Origin of the sequence: Rothia sp. P5766 (assembly GCF_048513555.1) — a bacterium.
Classification (GTDB): Bacteria; Actinomycetota; Actinomycetes; order Actinomycetales; family Micrococcaceae; genus Rothia.
This window is the reverse complement of record NZ_JBLXXS010000016.1, coordinates 1-15,416: the sequence shown is the minus strand read 5'-3', so window position 1 is coordinate 15,416 and position 15,416 is coordinate 1. Positions and strand designations below refer to the sequence as shown.

General features: G+C 53.9%; 18 protein-coding genes. 14 read left to right on the top strand and 4 right to left on the bottom strand.

Translation table 11 applies throughout. The annotated features are described in order from the left end of the window. The first annotated feature begins 1 nt into the window (after window position 1). The 4 genes from nrdF to ACN08V_RS08910 all read left to right on the top strand — a co-directional run bounded on the left by nrdF (window position 2) and on the right by ACN08V_RS08910 (window position 3,526). The gene (nrdF, locus tag ACN08V_RS08925) at window positions 2-976 is read left to right on the top strand and encodes a class 1b ribonucleoside-diphosphate reductase subunit beta (protein ID WP_419099601.1); all 975 of its coding nucleotides are present in this window, start codon (window positions 2-4) and stop codon (window positions 974-976) included. 134 nt (window positions 977-1,110) lie between these two features. Then, the gene (locus ACN08V_RS08920; RefSeq protein WP_419105301.1) at window positions 1,111-1,935 is read left to right on the top strand and encodes a GNAT family N-acetyltransferase; all 825 of its coding nucleotides are present in this window, start codon (window positions 1,111-1,113) and stop codon (window positions 1,933-1,935) included. Between the two features lie 38 nt (window positions 1,936-1,973). Beyond that, window positions 1,974-2,642, top strand: a complete 669-nt coding sequence (locus ACN08V_RS08915; protein ID WP_419105300.1) for a lipoate--protein ligase family protein — start codon at window positions 1,974-1,976, stop codon at window positions 2,640-2,642. Then, entirely contained in the window at window positions 2,621-3,526 is a 906-nt protein-coding gene (locus ACN08V_RS08910; protein ID WP_419105299.1) for an SOS response-associated peptidase, read from the top strand. Before ACN08V_RS08915 ends, ACN08V_RS08910 begins: the two co-directional genes overlap by 22 nt. Before the next feature lie 18 nt (window positions 3,527-3,544). Here the strand turns inward: ACN08V_RS08910 and ACN08V_RS08905 are convergent, their stop codons facing one another. Then, window positions 3,545-4,051, bottom strand: a complete 507-nt coding sequence (locus tag ACN08V_RS08905) for a GNAT family N-acetyltransferase (RefSeq protein ID WP_419099605.1) — start codon at window positions 4,049-4,051, stop codon at window positions 3,545-3,547. Between the two features lie 346 nt (window positions 4,052-4,397). Between ACN08V_RS08905 and ACN08V_RS08900 the strand changes: the two genes are divergently transcribed. Beyond that, complete coding sequence (locus ACN08V_RS08900) at window positions 4,398-4,535, top strand: hypothetical protein (RefSeq protein WP_419099607.1); 138 nt, start codon at window positions 4,398-4,400, stop codon at window positions 4,533-4,535. Window positions 4,536-4,555: 20 nt separating this feature from the next. Here the strand turns inward: ACN08V_RS08900 and ACN08V_RS08895 are convergent, their stop codons facing one another. Further along, entirely contained in the window at window positions 4,556-4,861 is a 306-nt protein-coding gene (locus ACN08V_RS08895) for an ArsR/SmtB family transcription factor (protein WP_419105298.1), read from the bottom strand. Between the two features lie 167 nt (window positions 4,862-5,028). Here ACN08V_RS08895 and ACN08V_RS08890 point away from each other — a divergent pair, with 167 nt between their 5' ends. The 7 genes from ACN08V_RS08890 (at window position 5,029) to ACN08V_RS08860 (ending at window position 11,832) form a co-directional block, all read left to right on the top strand. Next, window positions 5,029-5,898 carry a DNA-methyltransferase gene (locus tag ACN08V_RS08890; protein WP_419105325.1) on the top strand — a complete coding sequence of 290 codons (870 nt, stop codon included), beginning with the start codon at window positions 5,029-5,031 and terminating at the stop codon, window positions 5,896-5,898. A gap of 51 nt (window positions 5,899-5,949) precedes the next feature. Further along, a complete protein-coding gene (locus ACN08V_RS08885) occupies window positions 5,950-6,624 on the top strand; it encodes a TenA family protein (RefSeq protein ID WP_419105297.1) in 675 nt (224 codons plus the stop codon). Between the two features lie 91 nt (window positions 6,625-6,715). Beyond that, on the top strand, window positions 6,716-7,117 hold the full coding sequence (locus ACN08V_RS08880) for a GntR family transcriptional regulator (RefSeq protein ID WP_419105296.1): 402 nt from the start codon (window positions 6,716-6,718) through the stop codon (window positions 7,115-7,117). Then, window positions 7,110-8,330 (top strand): DUF1648 domain-containing protein, encoded by a 1,221-nt coding sequence (locus tag ACN08V_RS08875; protein ID WP_419105295.1) that lies wholly within the window; start codon window positions 7,110-7,112, stop codon window positions 8,328-8,330. Before ACN08V_RS08880 ends, ACN08V_RS08875 begins: the two co-directional genes overlap by 8 nt. 89 nt (window positions 8,331-8,419) lie before the next feature. Beyond that, a complete protein-coding gene (gene thrS, locus ACN08V_RS08870; protein ID WP_419105294.1) occupies window positions 8,420-10,432 on the top strand; it encodes a threonine--tRNA ligase in 2,013 nt (670 codons plus the stop codon). 137 nt (window positions 10,433-10,569) lie between these two features. Next, window positions 10,570-11,571 (top strand): hypothetical protein, encoded by a 1,002-nt coding sequence (locus ACN08V_RS08865; protein WP_419105293.1) that lies wholly within the window; start codon window positions 10,570-10,572, stop codon window positions 11,569-11,571. A 72-nt stretch (window positions 11,572-11,643) separates the two neighbouring features. Continuing rightward, complete coding sequence (locus tag ACN08V_RS08860; protein WP_419105324.1) at window positions 11,644-11,832, top strand: DUF6318 family protein; 189 nt, start codon at window positions 11,644-11,646, stop codon at window positions 11,830-11,832. Here ACN08V_RS08860 and ACN08V_RS08855 read toward each other — a convergent pair. After that, a complete protein-coding gene (locus tag ACN08V_RS08855) occupies window positions 11,806-11,937 on the bottom strand; it encodes a hypothetical protein (protein ID WP_419105326.1) in 132 nt (43 codons plus the stop codon). The genes ACN08V_RS08860 and ACN08V_RS08855 overlap by 27 nt on opposite strands. A gap of 391 nt (window positions 11,938-12,328) precedes the next feature. Here ACN08V_RS08855 and ACN08V_RS08850 point away from each other — a divergent pair, with 391 nt between their 5' ends. Both ACN08V_RS08850 and ACN08V_RS08845 read left to right on the top strand, forming a co-directional pair. Continuing rightward, window positions 12,329-13,018 (top strand): DUF6318 family protein, encoded by a 690-nt coding sequence (locus ACN08V_RS08850; RefSeq protein WP_419105292.1) that lies wholly within the window; start codon window positions 12,329-12,331, stop codon window positions 13,016-13,018. Next, entirely contained in the window at window positions 13,019-13,960 is a 942-nt protein-coding gene (locus tag ACN08V_RS08845; protein ID WP_419105291.1) for a hypothetical protein, read from the top strand. It begins immediately after the preceding gene. Window positions 13,961-14,059: 99 nt separating this feature from the next. Here the strand turns inward: ACN08V_RS08845 and ACN08V_RS08840 are convergent, their stop codons facing one another. Beyond that, window positions 14,060-15,091, bottom strand: a complete 1,032-nt coding sequence (locus ACN08V_RS08840; RefSeq protein WP_419105290.1) for an intradiol ring-cleavage dioxygenase — start codon at window positions 15,089-15,091, stop codon at window positions 14,060-14,062. Window positions 15,092-15,416: the final 325 nt, after the last annotated feature.

Below are 15,416 nucleotides of genomic sequence, written 5' to 3'. Positions count from 1 at the left end.
CATGAGTGAGAAGGTCGAACTGGTCCATCACGTTGAAGCAATCAACTGGAACCGTATCGAAGATGAAAAAGACCTAGAGGTCTGGGACCGCCTGACCGCCAACTTCTGGCTACCAGAAAAGGTGCCGCTCTCCAACGACGTCCAGTCCTGGAAGACCCTCACCGAGGAAGAAAAGCAGCTCACCATGCGCGTCTTCACCGGCCTGACCCTGCTGGACACCATCCAGGGAACCGTTGGCGCTGTCTCCTTGCTGCCAGATGCCGTAACTGCCCACGAAGAAGCCGTGTACACCAACATCGCTTTCATGGAGTCCGTACACGCCAAGAGCTACTCATCCATCTTCTCCACGCTCTGCTCCACCAAGGAAATCGATGAGGTCTTCCGCTGGTCCACCGAGAACGAGCACCTGCAGAAGAAGGCCCGCATCGTCATGGACTACTACCAGGGCAGCGATCCCCTTAAGAAGAAGGTAGCTTCAACCTTGCTGGAATCCTTCCTCTTCTACTCCGGCTTCTACCTGCCCATGTACTGGTCCTCTCGTGCCAAGCTCACCAACACCGCAGACCTGATCCGCCTGATTATCAGGGACGAAGCCGTGCACGGTTATTACATTGGCTACAAGTTCCAGCGCGCCCTTGAAAAGGAAACCCCCGAGCGCCAGGCAGAACTTAAGGAATACACCTTCGACCTGCTCTACGAACTCTACGAGAACGAAGTGGCCTACACCCACTCACTCTACGACGGGGTTGGCCTGAGCGAGGACGTTAAGAAGTTTCTGCATTACAATGCCAACAAGGCACTCATGAACCTAGGCTACGAGGCTATGTTCCCGGCAACCGTCACTAACGTGTCACCGGCAATCCTGGCAGCCCTGTCACCCAACGCTGATGAGAACCACGACTTCTTCTCTGGCTCCGGCTCATCCTACGTGATCGGCAAGGCCGTTAACACAGAGGACGAGGATTGGGACTTCTAAGCTAAGCCCCAACGTTTAACCTGAAGAAAGCTGCCTCTCCACCGCACACAAGCGGGGGAGAGGCATGACAGGTGCGTTCACCAGTAGCTGCCCGCGCCCCAGGAGACGAGCCAGATAGCCAGAGAAAGAGAGCTATGCCTGCCGCCATCACCAGCTATGTAGCTGTAGAAGAAATTTTGGCCGCCCAACTGTCGGTAGATTTGTGCCTACCTGAACAGGCCATTGCCATAGCTCGTCAGCACGGTTCTACCCAGCTTTCTGCGCCTCGACTACCGCTGGACCAAATGCACCCGGCCCGTCGCCGCTACCGTGACCACTGGGAGCTGAGGCTGATAAACTTTCGAGGGCTGACGGTGATTTGCGCCCAGCACCCGCGAGTCCGCGAGGCCGCCGATAACCTACTAGCAGGGGACAACGGCAACTGGGTGGGGGACTACTCCGAACTGCGCAAACTCAACGATTACCTGACCCCCTATGCGCTACAGCTAAGCGGTACCTCGCTCTTCTATACCCCCGGCAAAGATTTTTGGCAGGAGCAGAACCTACAACGGTCTGCCCCCGCAGGCTTTGAGTACCGGTGGCTTGAGCCGGAAGAATTCGAGAAATTCCGGGGCGATAGCCGCTTCGAAAATGCCCTGGGTTTCAAGGAGCTCCGCCCGGATGTCCAGGTATTGGGGGCCCTTGCCGGGGGCGAAGTGGTTGCTCTTTCAGGGGCTAGCGAAGACTCCAACTGGTGCCGGCAAATTGGGATTGATGTGCTCCCCGAGTACCGGGGTAGGGGGCTGGCTTCTTATCTGGTGCGTGAACTTGCAGTTGCTATTCTGCTGGAAGGATTCGTTCCTTTCTACGGTACAAGCCCCTCACATATCCTGAGCCAGCAGGTAGCCCTGAAGGCCGGTCTGCGCCCGGCCTGGTGGGAGTTCGTCTCGACCAGTCTTAATGAAATTTCGGTGAGCTAATGGTAGAGATTCGGCGGCCTGGCCGAGAGGGGTCGAGGATGGCCAACACGATTGAGCGTGCTTTAGAAACCGTCAGGGCTGTGGGCAGGGGGGAGGAAGAATCACATATCAGGCTTTACCGCCCTGCGGCTGCTCTTGCCTTTGGACGTAGGGATCAGCTCAATCCTGGCTTTGAAGAGGCAGCGCAGCTAGCGCAAGCACACGGTTTTGAACCCCTTGTTCGGCGGGTGGGCGGACGAGCTGCCGCTTACCACCGGGGGTGCCTGGTCATTGACCATTTTCAGCACGACCCGGATGCTGTCAGTGGCAACCACCTGCGCTACCGGCAGTTTGGGGACTTACTCGCTCAGGCGCTCGAAACACTGGGGGTAGAGGCTGGCCTGGGAGAGATAGCGGGGGAGTACTGCCCCGGTGAGTATTCGGTCTGGGGTCAGCTGGCCAACGGTAAGAAGGTTAAACTGGTTGGAACAGCTCAGCGGGTTGTCGCTGGTGCCTGGTGGTTTTCAGCGGGGATAGTAGTGCAAGATTCAGCACCCCTGCGCGCGGTCACTCGCGATGTTTATCAGGCTTTAGAGCTACCGTTAGACCCTGCAACAGTCGGTGCAGTCCAGGACATTGAGCCTTTAGTGACCGTTGATGATGTCGAAGATGCCGTCCTTGAGGCCTACGAAAAGGGGGGGGTCTCATGTGTGGCCGCTACGCCCTAGAGCTTGCTATGGAACATCCCCAGTATGTGGCCGGTGTTGAGCTAGCTGAACCCGTCCTTAATTACAACGTTGCACCCACAGCCTCCGTGCCTATTCTGGTCGATAGGCTTGAGAACGGTAGCTTTGTGCGCGAACTGCACAGTGCCCGTTGGGGTTTGCTACCTGCCTGGGCTCAAGACCCGGCGCAGTCTTCCCGTGCCTTTAACGCCCGGAGCGAGACTATTTTTACTAAGCCCACCTTCCGTGATGCCGCTGTAGCCGGGCACTGTGCAATCCCTATGAGCGGCTACTACGAATGGAAGACCGAGATCACTGCTGGCGGTAAACAGGCCAAGACACCCTACTTTGTGCACCGTTCTGACCGCAGACCCATTTATTGTGCGGGGCTGTATTCCTGGTGGCGGATTCCTGAAGACTTTGCCGGTCCCGGTCAAGTATTTGAGGGTCGAGCCAAGAGCTGGTTGCTGTCCTGCTCCATTATCACCATGGATTCACCAGGCAATGGTGAGTTTGACACCGGAATTGTGGCTGATGTGGGAGGGAACCCCGCCTGTGCCAGCCCCATGGAAGAGGAACTGGGGAAGCTACACAGCCGGCTACCGGTGCCTCTCTCTGTCGCCGATGATAAAGCTATCAGCCCCAGTGACAGTCTCACCCGCTGGTTGCAGGCAGGTCGGCCCGCTGGCGGGCAAGCACCCTCAACCTCTGCCCTCAAAGCGCAGTATCGACAGGCCGCGGAAGCCGAGCTAGACTCAATTCGCCAAGAAGCCTTCGCCCAGCTCTCTGCCTGGACCCTGCACCCGGTCAGTAAGGACGTAGGTAACGTGCACAATAAGGCCAGCTACCTGATCGAGCCAGTTGAGGACCTACTGACCGGACTGTAAAGGCAGGCTGCGGGAGGCCTAGATAATATCCTCGGGCTCAGGGAACCAGCGGTTAAAGTCCAGGGTCAGGTAGAGAGCTAGCGCGGCAGCGTTATTATCGCTAATACATACCGATACCTGCTGGTAGCCGTCTGCAAACATCTGATCCAGGCTCCGGCGAATCAGCTGCTCAGCCAGGCCCTCACGGCGGCGTGAGGCCGCAGTGAACAGCTCGTAGATGGTCGGTATATTTTTGGGCTCGGTCACGATGCGGTTTTTGAGGCAGAGCGCAGCGGCGATGATCCTGCCGTGGTCATCTAGGATGACGGGGGAGGCTTCAGCATAGAAGTCCCCGTGCTCACCGCGCAGGATGCTCGATATTTCTTGCTCAGCTTCTGACTGGGAACCAAAGCGGTTCTCGTCATAGGAGGCAAAGTACAAACGAGCCAAATCCTGAGCATCCTGTGGCTGCGCCCATCGAGTGTTTACCGTTAGAGGCTTATGTGACTTAGAGGTCTGCGATACCAGGGTAATTGTTCCGCTCATCTTCTTCTCTCCTCCTCAGGGGATGTCAAGTTTTGTACTTGTGATTTATAGAATACCGTCTTGAGGGGGTATTGCCTACTTATCCTCAGTAAACCGGGAGCCGCAGGATAATTTTATCCTGCGGCTCCCGGGGGGCCGCCTGTGGCGTTCTCTGTAGGTGCTCTATGGTCCGTAGACTGCTTGCTTTTTAGGCTGCGTGCTGGCAGGTGGAGCAGCTGCAGTTATCGCAGAGGCAGTTGGCGCAACTGTCACTGCACTCTGCGCACTGGCAACTCTGGTGGTTGCAGGTGGGGCAGTCGCAGTTACTGCATTCGCAGGTGGCGCAGATGTCTGAGCAGTCCTGGCATTGGCAGGTGCTGCATTCATCGTAGTGGCCCTCGTGCTCACGGTGGGCGTGACCATCGTGCAGGTAATCTACATGGTCCAGGTGGATGATAGCCTGGTGGCCGCAGTCTGGGCCGTGGGTGTGGGCGTGGGCTTCTGATTCGCGGTGGCTAAGGGTGCTCATCTTTGTTCCTTTGTATGTTGTTGGACATCTTGAATGATGTGTTTGATATGTTGATCAGCTAGCTGGTAGAAGGTTTTGCGGCCCTCTTGCCAGCTAGTAATAACCTGGGCCTCTTTGAGGAGCTTGAGGTGGTGGCTGGCCAGGGGCTGGGAAACCCCTAGGCAGTTATGAATCTCACTGACCGTATGGGGTTGGTCCATAATGTGGTGGCACATAGCTAGCCGCAAGGGGTGAGCTAGAGCCGAGAAGAGCGCCACTGAGGGCTGGTAGGTCTCTAGTGGGTATTCTTCAGCGGTATCCATAAGAAATATTTTATATAAAGAAATTTTTATAAGTCAAGGGCTTTAAATCGCTCATCAGGAAGACTGGCTGGGTCCCGGTGGCGGGGATACCCTAAGGGTAGGGAAGCTCGTGGGGTATCCTATAGCTTGTGTCAAAACGTTCTTTGTGGTCAGTAGATAGTTCCAGCATGGTGGTTCACGGCGATAATCTTGCCGTGCTCAAAAACCTGCCCGAAGAGAGTTTCCAACTCATCTACATCGACCCGCCCTTTAATACGGGTAAAACCCAGAAGCGGCAGAGCATCAAAACCGTGCGTGCTGAGAGCGGAACCCGGGTCGGCTATAAAGGCCAGACTTACGAGACTATTAAGGGCGATATCTACGGCTATTCAGACTCATTTGAGAACTACTGGGAGTTTCTAGAGCCCCGGCTCATGCAGGCCTGGCGACTACTCAAACCCAGCGGCACGCTCTACCTGCACCTGGACTACCGCGAGGTGCACTACGCCAAGGTGGTACTCGATGCGCTCTTTGGCCGTGAATGCTTTTTGAACGAGATTATCTGGGCTTATGACTACGGTGCTAAGTCAAAGAAAAAATGGCCCGCCAAGCACGACAACATTCTGGTCTACGTCAAAGACCCCCAAAATTACTACTTTAATTCATTGGCTGTTGATAGGGAGCCCTACATGGCGCCCGGGCTGGTTACCGCAGAGAAAGCCGCGATTGGCAAACTGCCCACTGACGTTTGGTGGCACACTATTGTCTCACCCAGCGGTAGAGAAAAAACTGGCTATGCCACCCAAAAACCCCTGGGTATTCTGCGCCGTATAGTACAGGCATCGAGTGCCGAGGGTGACTGGGTGCTGGACTTCTTTGGTGGCTCCGGTACAACCGGGCACGCCTGTGCGGAGCTGGGCCGTAAATTCTTGATGATTGACCAGAACCCCGAGGCCATTAAGGTCATGCGCAAGCGCCTGAAAGCTGTGGACGGTCTGGACGTCACCTTTAAGAAATCACGAGCTAAAGCTTCACAAAATCTCCCAGAGGCTGTCTAAAAACAGCATAATTGTTGGTGCAACCATGTCTCCCAGAGAAAGTGCAGATTCATGGCTCAGAACCAACACACCTTTGAGGTAGGCCCCCGCCTTTCACAATTCCTCACCGAGACTCAGGAGCTGTGGCAGGCCTCTATCCAGCACAGGTTCGTTGATGAACTCTTCAATGACACCTTGGACCCAAAAGTCTTTTGCCGCTACCTGATTCAGGATTACCAATTCTTCGAGGCTTTCATCTGCATGTTGGGCTCTTGCGTTGCCCGGGCTGACAGCATGAAAGCAAAGATCCGCTTCTCACAACAACTAGGCTTTCTGGCTAGCGATGAAGACTCATACTTCCTGAAGGCCTTTGGGGATTTCGGAGTGCCCGAAGCGGACTATTCGCAGCCTGAACTGGATGCAACAACCAGGCAGTTTCAAGAGCTGATGTACTCAGTGGGCCGGGAGGGTAGCTACGCGGAGCTCCTGGTCATGTTGGTTATCGCTGAAGGGCTCTACCTGGACTGGGGCTCTCTGCAGAGGGAGCTTCCAGAGAATGACCTGTACCGGGGGTGGATTGATCTGCACCGTGGCAATTCTTTCAAGGAGTGGGTGAACTTCTTGGCAGGGGAGCTGGAGCGCCAACTTCTTGATGGTGAGCAGGTTCAGACCCTGCTGCCGCTGTGGAGAAAGGCTCTTCAGCTTGAATATGACTTCTTTGAACTGGGGTACAAGGCACTTTCCTAAGTTTCGCTTGCCCCGCAATTTCTGCGCGGAGGTCTTGTGCCCCACCCCCCCCATCTGTATTATTAAAACTAATACAGATAGGGGGGAGACCATGAACATCACCATTAGGGATAATTCGCCGCTACCGGTCTACCAGCAGATACACGATGCGGTGGTCCAGGCAATTGCTACCGGCCAGCTGGCCTACGGCGACCAGCTTCTTTCCGTGCGAGCCGTGGCCCAGGAACTCAGCATTAACCCCGCCACGGTGCTCAAAGCCTACGACCTGCTTAAGGCAGAAGGCCTGGTTGTTAGCCACAACCGAGGGAAAACAACCGTCGCCGCCGACCCGCACCATACGGCTACAGACCTGGACAGTAGTAGTTGGGAAGAAGCCCTCCTGCAGCTGTTGGCCTTAGGGCGCGCCCAAGGCAGAGACACCGAAGCCATTCTTCTCACCGCGCGCCAGCAACTGACCTGGCTCGAATCCCAGCAGGAGGCTAGCCATGTCTAACGCATTAGCGCTGCCCGTACTTACCCTGATCACGGGCCTCTTTATGCTGGCCGTTCTGCTGACAACCCCGAATCTCGTAGCGGTCAACAAGCCCTACGGGGTGAACATCCCCCTGAGCTACGTCCACACACCGGAGCTCAAGCAGGCAAACCGGGTCTTTACTCTCTGGACGGTAGCCACATCTCTACCGCTTATTTTGGGGGCAAGCCTTTTAGCGGTTCTTAGCCAGCTGAACGGGCTGGTGGCTCTCACCCTGCTCCCTTTTCTACAGCTGGCCGGAACGGCCTACGCTATTGCCAAAGCACGCACGGTGGTTGCAGACCTTAAGGAGCGGGGCAACTGGTACGCCGGGGTAGAAACCGGAAAGACCTTTAACATCAAGGTCAGCCAAGGCTCACCCCTGAGCATGCCAACCGGCTGGTTTGTGGCCTCTCTGCTCCTGGTAGCCCTGTGGGCTCTCGCCCTTGCACTGCGCTACCCCCAGCTGCCCGACCCTTACCCCGTTCACTTCAATGCGGTGGGTGAAGCCGACGGCTGGGCGGCTAAAACGGTGTGGGCCGTCTTTATGCCTCTTTCCAGCGCCCTCTTTACCCTCGGCACGGTATGGCTGTGCGGATGGTTTGTGGCCCACCAGATGAACGGTCAGGCCAAACCGGGTGAGGCCAAGCTGGCTGGTCTTTCTGCCAAGCCGCCCCAAAACCTTGACCTGTTGAGCGATGCTTTGGGCGTGAGTGCCGCAGACTATCGGGGACTCCGCACCAAGGTTGCGGCTCAGAAAACCTTGCATTCCTTGGGTCTACTTGCTTTTACGCTGACGCTCGGTATTGGACTACTGGACCTCTCCGCACTGATTACTCTGCCCGGTTGGTTCCAGGCCGCCCAAATCTGGATATTCTTAGTGCTGGTCTTGGGAGCCACTCTGCTGGTCAGCTTGGCCGGTGTCAAAGCTACCCGGTCGCTCGATAGGGCCGTCCTTGCGCTTGCCCAAGCCGGGGCAGTGGACCCCGCCGAACTAGAACTGCCCGACGAAAGTGACCACATTAAGTACGGGGTTTTCTATTACAACCGGGATAACCCCAGCCTCATGGTGCCCAAACACATCGGTGTTGGCTACTCACCCAACTGGGCGCACCCGGCAAGCTGGGTCTTTGGCATCATTTTTCTGGTCATTGTGGTCTCCAGTATTCTGCTGCCCTTCCTGCTGGCAGGGTAGACTTGATACTGTTCTGTACCCTCGTACCGTGCAGATGTACACTTTAGCTCACCCGTTGTAGGGGTGGGCACTACCCTTTAGGAGACTCCTTGTCATCCCTTTCCATCACCCTAGCCGGCGCCGCTCACACCGTTGAAGCAGGCACCACCGCAGCCGACCTGTTCGCCGAGAACCCCGAGATTGTCGTTGCCCGTATCGACGGCACCCTGGTAGACCTCTCCACTGAACTGACCGACGGTTGCACCCTTGAACCTGTCAGTATCCATGAGGAAGACGGCCTGAACGTGCTCCGCCACTCAGCCGCACACGTCATGGCGCAGGCGGTGCAGGAATACCGCAAGGACGCCAAGCTGGGTATTGGCCCCTACATCACCGACGGCTTCTACTTTGACTTTGACGTTGAAGAACCCTTCACCCCCGAAGATCTGAAGAAGATCGAGAAGAACATGGTGAAGATTATTAAGAGCGGCCAGACCTTCCGCCGCCGCGTGGTCACCCAGGCTGAGGCCGAAGCGGAGATGGCAAACGAGCCCTACAAGCTGGAACTGCTGACCCTCTCCCAGGGGCCCGGCTCCGGTGCCGATGCCGCCGAGGGTGCCTCCGTTGAGGTAGGCGCTGGTCAAATCACCATCTACGACAACGTCAACAAGAAGGGTGAGACCGTCTGGAAGGACCTCTGCCGCGGCCCCCACCTGCCCAACACCAAGCTGATTGCTAACGGTTATGCGCTCATGCGTGCCGGTGGCGCCTACTGGCGCGGTTCTGAAAAGAACCCCATGCTCCAGCGTATCTACGGCACCGCTTGGCCCACCAAAGAAGAACTGGTGGCCTACAAGGACCGCATTGCTGAGGCTGAGCGCCGTGACCACCGTCGCCTGGGCGAAGAACTGGACCTCTTCTCCTTCCCCAAGACTATCGGCCCCGGCCTGCCCGTCTTCCACCCCAAGGGCGGTGTCATCCTGCGCGAGATGGAAAACTACGTCCGCACCCGCCACATTGAGGAGGGCTTCCAGTATGTAAAGACCCCGCACATCTCTAAGGAAGACCTCTTCTACACCTCCGGCCACCTGCCCTACTACGCAGACGGCATGTTCCCCGCAATGGAGGACGAGGGCCAGGCCTACCGCCTTAAGGCTATGAACTGCCCCATGCACAACGAGATTTTCCGTTCGCGTGGCCGCTCCTACCGTGAGCTACCTCTGCGTCTCTTTGAATTTGGCACCGTCTACCGCGATGAGAAGTCCGGCGTGCTCCAGGGCCTGACCCGCGTGCGCATGATTACCCAGGACGACTCCCACTCCTATGTGACCAAGGAGCAGGCACCGGACGAGGTCCGCCACCTGCTCAAGTTCATGCTGTCCCTGCTGGAAGATTTCGGCATGACCGACTTCTACCTGGAACTGTCCACCCGCGACACCGAGGGCGATAAGAAGGACAAGTTCATCGGCACCGATGAGCAGTGGGAAGAAGCCACCGCTGTACTGGAACAGGTTGCTACCGAAACCGGCCTGGAACTGGTCGCTGACCCCGGTGGTGCCGCCTTCTACGGGCCTAAGATTTCTGTTCAGGCTAAGGACGCCATTGGCCGTACCTGGCAGATGTCTACCGTACAGTACGACTTCAACCAGCCCAAGCGTTTTGGGCTGGAATACCAGGCATCGGACGGTACCCGCCAGGAGCCTGTCATGATTCACTGTGCAAAGTTTGGTGCTTTTGAGCGTTTCTTGGGTGTACTCATTGAGCAGTATGCCGGTGCGTTCCCGGCCTGGTTGGCCCCTGTTCAGGTCATTGGTGTGCCGGTTGCTGAGGCTTTCAACGATTACATGGGCCAGGTTGCCGCTAAACTACAGGCCGCCGGTGTGCGTGTTGAGGTGGATTACGGTACCGACCGGTTCCCCAAGAAGATCCGCACGGCCTCTAAGCAGAAGGCTCCCTTCATTCTGATTGCAGGGGGAGAGGACGCCGAGAACGGCGCAGTCTCCTTCCGCTTCCGCGACGGCTCCCAAGAAAATGGTGTACCCGTTGATGAAGCTGTCCGCAGGATTGTGGAGCACATCGAGGGCCGAGTGAATGAGGATCCTAGGGAAATTTCTGCAGAGTAGGGGAGATACTTCTAATCCGGCGCTGATTAAGTACTAAATATAAGCAAAACAACAGTGGGGGCCTTATCATGATAGGTACGGCCTCCATTGTGGTCTTGCCTAACTTTTACTCTATCTATCTACTAACGGGATAAATAATGTTTGATTGGTTTTTCGCCCCAGAAACGTCAAGAGTTCTTCTTACCACCCTATTAGGATCAGCTGCCGCAATATTCTCTGCAATTATTGCTTCACGCAATGTGTCAAAAACAATTAGGAACCAAAATAAGGGACTTCCACCTGAACTTTTGCGTCTTGAAAAGATTCAACAGATAATCATAAACCATAATTCTGATGATATTTTGAAAAATATTGATGTGATAGGCTTTCGGGGTGAATATAAAAAAGCGATTCATAGGTCAATTTTAGAGTCAAAGTTGGGTGGGTTGGGGATACAGGATGAGTCTGCCAGAAAAAAGCTACTTAGAATTCCTGAAAAAGTTACAGATAATTCCTCGTTTCCCGACTTAAACACTATACATGGAACAAAGATTGATAAGTTTGGTAGATGGTATGGAATTATATTGGCAATATTAGGGGTTGTTCTGGTGGTCTCATCTGTAATTCTTTTATTTTTTATCGTTATTTATTTATTATGGCAATTTATGAACGGGGGTGGCTTGATGGTGGAAACGGTAGTTGGCTCGTTTTTACTTGCGGTAGCTCTCCTCATTCTTAGTCTTATTTTCATATTTCTGGGCAGGTCTTTGATTAATCGCCAGGGCATCCTTGATATCGAGACTGATTTAACTGTAAGAAATGTTTACCAGCACTATTCAGAATATTTTACCGGAAGTAATTCTGTGGTGAGGGAAAATGAAATTGAGATTAAAAAAAGAGTGATTTTTGAAAATTCTAAAAAGTATAGAAAGTGGCTGTCTTCGAATCCAGGAAAATCTTCTTGGGACTATGGTTTTAGTCCTGAATTTCCCCTATGTGAACAGAAGATAAGAGGCGCAATTCCTGTAGGATTTTCGGTTATTGAGGATCAAATTGTTTTTGACCTACACAACTTTATCTTCAAACTTAAAGGTAGAAAAGTTGTAAAATCTAAATCTCAGAAAGATTTGTTAGAAAATCAGGTTGAGTATTATATTTGAAATCTTTTGATAAGGATAGATGAAGAAACAGCGGAGGGCTTGGAGAAGTTCATTCTGTATTGGAATGACTGCGTGAATTATGGGATCCAGACCGGTGACTTTTCATACGCAGAACCTTTAGTGTCTCAGGACTATACGGCTGATTTAGAGTTATACGTGTGGACAGAAGAAGTATATGCTCATGGCGGCTGGGTAGTCGGTGGTAGACGTGAAGCAGTTCTTAACGAAGGCTCGTTAGCTGAACAGGGTAATGGGGGCTAGGGATGGGGAGGCAACCTCAACGTAGAAGATATGCAGGCATACCTTAATGAGCCTGGAACAATAGTTGATGGTTCGCAAACCCGGGGCAAGAGCGTCTACTTTCAAGCTACTTATAAAGACAAAAAATGAGCAATAGATATAGTTGCTTTTTTGAGGCGTTACCATCGTAGGCCTCAAATTTGTTTCCCTACATATTCTTTCTTTCCAGTGCCCCGTTGAAATACATAAAAGATATTTTTAGCTCACCAGCTTATCTTTTCCTGATCAACTATCTTTGACACATTTTGCCACATTGGGAGCTATTCCCGCCGTAGCTAACCGAATGTCCGTGGGGAGATGATTCTCTGCAACTATTACATGCTTCTTGAAAACTGTAACAAGCTGACACAAAGGAGAGTTTTTCCACAGCCTCGTAGCCCACTGCTTGCATGGGAACACCGGCAGTGGTAGAAACTGTGTAACAGTTCATTGCCCCACGTCACCCAGGAGAACCAGCATGGTAAGCCGCAAAACTCTCGCAACACCCATCGCCCTTGTCGCTCTAGCAGCACTAACTTTTACCGGCTGTGGGGAGCAGAAAACTGGATCTATTCCTGAGCCATCTACACCTTCCAGCAGTGCCGTATCTTCAACCAGCGTCACGGGGACCCCAGCAGAATCCGGTGACGTAGCCGAGCATTACTCAGGCGGGTCTAAGGCACCGGAAGGTGAATATCGACCAGCTGATGAGCAGGGGCCTGCCCAGAACGTACCGAAACCGGTGAAGCCGGAGGGCATGAATGTTGAGTCAGAGGATGGACTCTTTAAATTCATTGGCTACTGGAATGATTCGGTCAATTATGGAATACAAACCGGCGACTTTTCGTATGCTGAGCCCCTAGTTTCAAAAGATTATACGGCTGATTTGGAACTGTATATATGGGCAGAAGAGCTGTATAAACGTGGAGGCTGGGTGATCGGTGGTAGGCGTGAAGCTGTATTAGGCGAAGGCTTGTTGGTATCGCAAGGAGATGGTGTATATACCTGGGGAGGGAACCTCAACGTTGATGATATGTTGCCATACCTCAACGAGCCCGGGACGATAGTTGACGGTTCTCATACCCAGGGCAGGGGCGTCTATTTTCAAGCGACCTACAAAGGCGGAAAATGGTTAATGGATGTAGTCGCTTTTGTTGAGGGGCAATAAATGAAGAAATCTAATATATTTATGGCTCTGATTGCAGCAACAATAATTTCCGTTTCTCCAAATAGTTATGGGATTGATTCATCAATCGATAGAGACAAAATAAAGATCCGCAGCGACAACTCAATGATTCACTCTGCACCTGGCAACAGTCCCGTGACTATTGAGGGTAATAGTTATCAGCCAGCTCAGCCAGCATATAAGCCTTCAGAGGAAAATATCAATATTAGCGCGAGTTTAGCTGAGGGTGCCTCGAAGTCTTCTCCCGTACACGTCCCCTGTAGCAGTCCTGACGCTTCCCGCAATCTGGTGCTGGCCCCACCCGACGCTCCTGGCGTCCAGCAAGGCAAATTCGGCCAAACCTACCTCTGCCTGCCCAAAATACCAGACGGACAAGCCGCGGACCCCATCGAATACACCCTACCCGACGGCCAGACCGTCACCGCCCCAGAACCAATCATCGTCACCACCGAAGACTTCCAAAACCTCGGCATCCTGCCCTCAGAAGCCCACCAAGAACGCGCACCGCACACCCTCAAAAACTACAACACCAACTTCTGGGCCACACCCCAAGAACAAACCTTCGATATCGAAATGGGCGGCCTACCTGTCCAAGTGCGTGCTATCCCCATCTCCTACACCTTCACCTACGGCGACGGGCAAACCCTGAACACCACCAACCCCGGCTACCAACTAGGCGAAGACATCTGGGACCAAGAAACCCCCACCAGCCACAAATACACTGAACCAGGCGACTTCAACTACAGCGTCACCACCTACTACCGGGGCGAATTCAGCGTAGCCGGCGGCCCCTGGCAGGTTATCGACGGAACCGGCCAAGCAAGCAGCCAGCCCCAGCTGATTCGGGTGTGGCGGGTCAAAGCTGGACTCGTTGCAGATGATTGCGCCACGAACCCTAGCAGCTGGGGTTGCCGAGGGCAATAGAAAACAGCCAGCACAACAAAGCGCGGTGCCGCCTCTTCTGGGAGCGGCCCCGCGCTGTAAAACTTACTACAGGCTACTTACAAGCCCGTATACCCCCACTTAGCCGTTAGCGCCGGTCATAGCAGGCGGGTTGCCAGCCGGGGGAGCACCCGCGCCACCGGGCATAGAACCAGCCGCAGGTGCGGTCGTGGTATCAATCGGCACAGGCAAGGCATCGGAGGTGTAACCGGCATCGGTTGAACCGGTCAAAGGTAGTAGCTGCATATCCCAACCATCGGAGAAAACATTGTCCGTTTCCAAAGTAATCTGGGCCAGGTTGGCGGCAGAACCTGAGTAGGCTTCCAGCGCGTAGACCTTATCGCAAATCTCCTGGGGTATAGCCATCTGTGAGGTCAGAATAGCCTTGGTGGAGTCCACAATATCGTCAATGGAGGTGAAGACCTCAAAATGGATATGAGGCCAGCGGCCAGCGTAGCAGCCGGGAACGATAGTCTCAAAAGTCACCTTGCCCTCTGTATCGGTCACCTGCACACCGCGTAGCCAGGTCTGGTCAGTGTAGCCATCAGAGTACATGGAGTAGTTACCCTGGGCATCGCAATGCCACACGTAAACAGCCGCATTAGCCATCGGCTTGTTGCCGTTGGCCATATCAATGACCTGTAGGTTCAGGGTCAAAGGAACCCCGGCAACCTTCTCGGTTGAGCCAATGCTGGTGGTGATGTTAGAACGCTCAACGCCGGTTACTTCCAGCACGTCCTGGCCGTTGGAGCCGTCACCGGGGTAAGGGCCAGCCGTTTCCCCCGGCATCTCCGTGGCATAAGTATCATCCACACCTGTGCTCCCCGAAGGTGCAGGAGCAGAACTAGTCGATGTCGCAGAACCGGACGTAGCCGACTTCTGCGAAGAACAAGCAGCCAAAACAAAAGCAGAAACACCAAGACCTGCCAAGCCCAAAGCCTTCCTTCGATTCAGTAAAGTACCCAGGTCAAAGGTAAGCCCCTGGTCTTCAATATCCTCTCCCGGCCGGTCCAAAGGGCGACCTTCAAAAGTGAGCTTTTGATGAGATTCCACATCATCTGCTTCACGTGCAGGAGGGAAAGGGACCGACCAGAATTTAGAGAAACAGGGCATGAGATCTCCTCCATAAGTTGTCAATGAATTAGGTATAGAAACCAGAACCAAAGTTATGTTCACCCCTAACACTAAATAGAAAATCTGAGCAGATACTTGCCCACAACAGGTGCCAGCCTGGGCATCAGAAGATAATTACTGGGTAAAAGCTAGGGAGAATCCTGTAAAGGTGGAGCACTGGCCCTGACCGGCGACCACTAGAATATGAATATGAGTAAGCAAGCGGAGCCAGGGCCGGCGCAAGATCTAGAACATGAAAATAAAAACCTGTGCATGCCCGGCCTACCCCTCAGCCTGAGAAAACAGCAGGAAGTCGCCCACTACC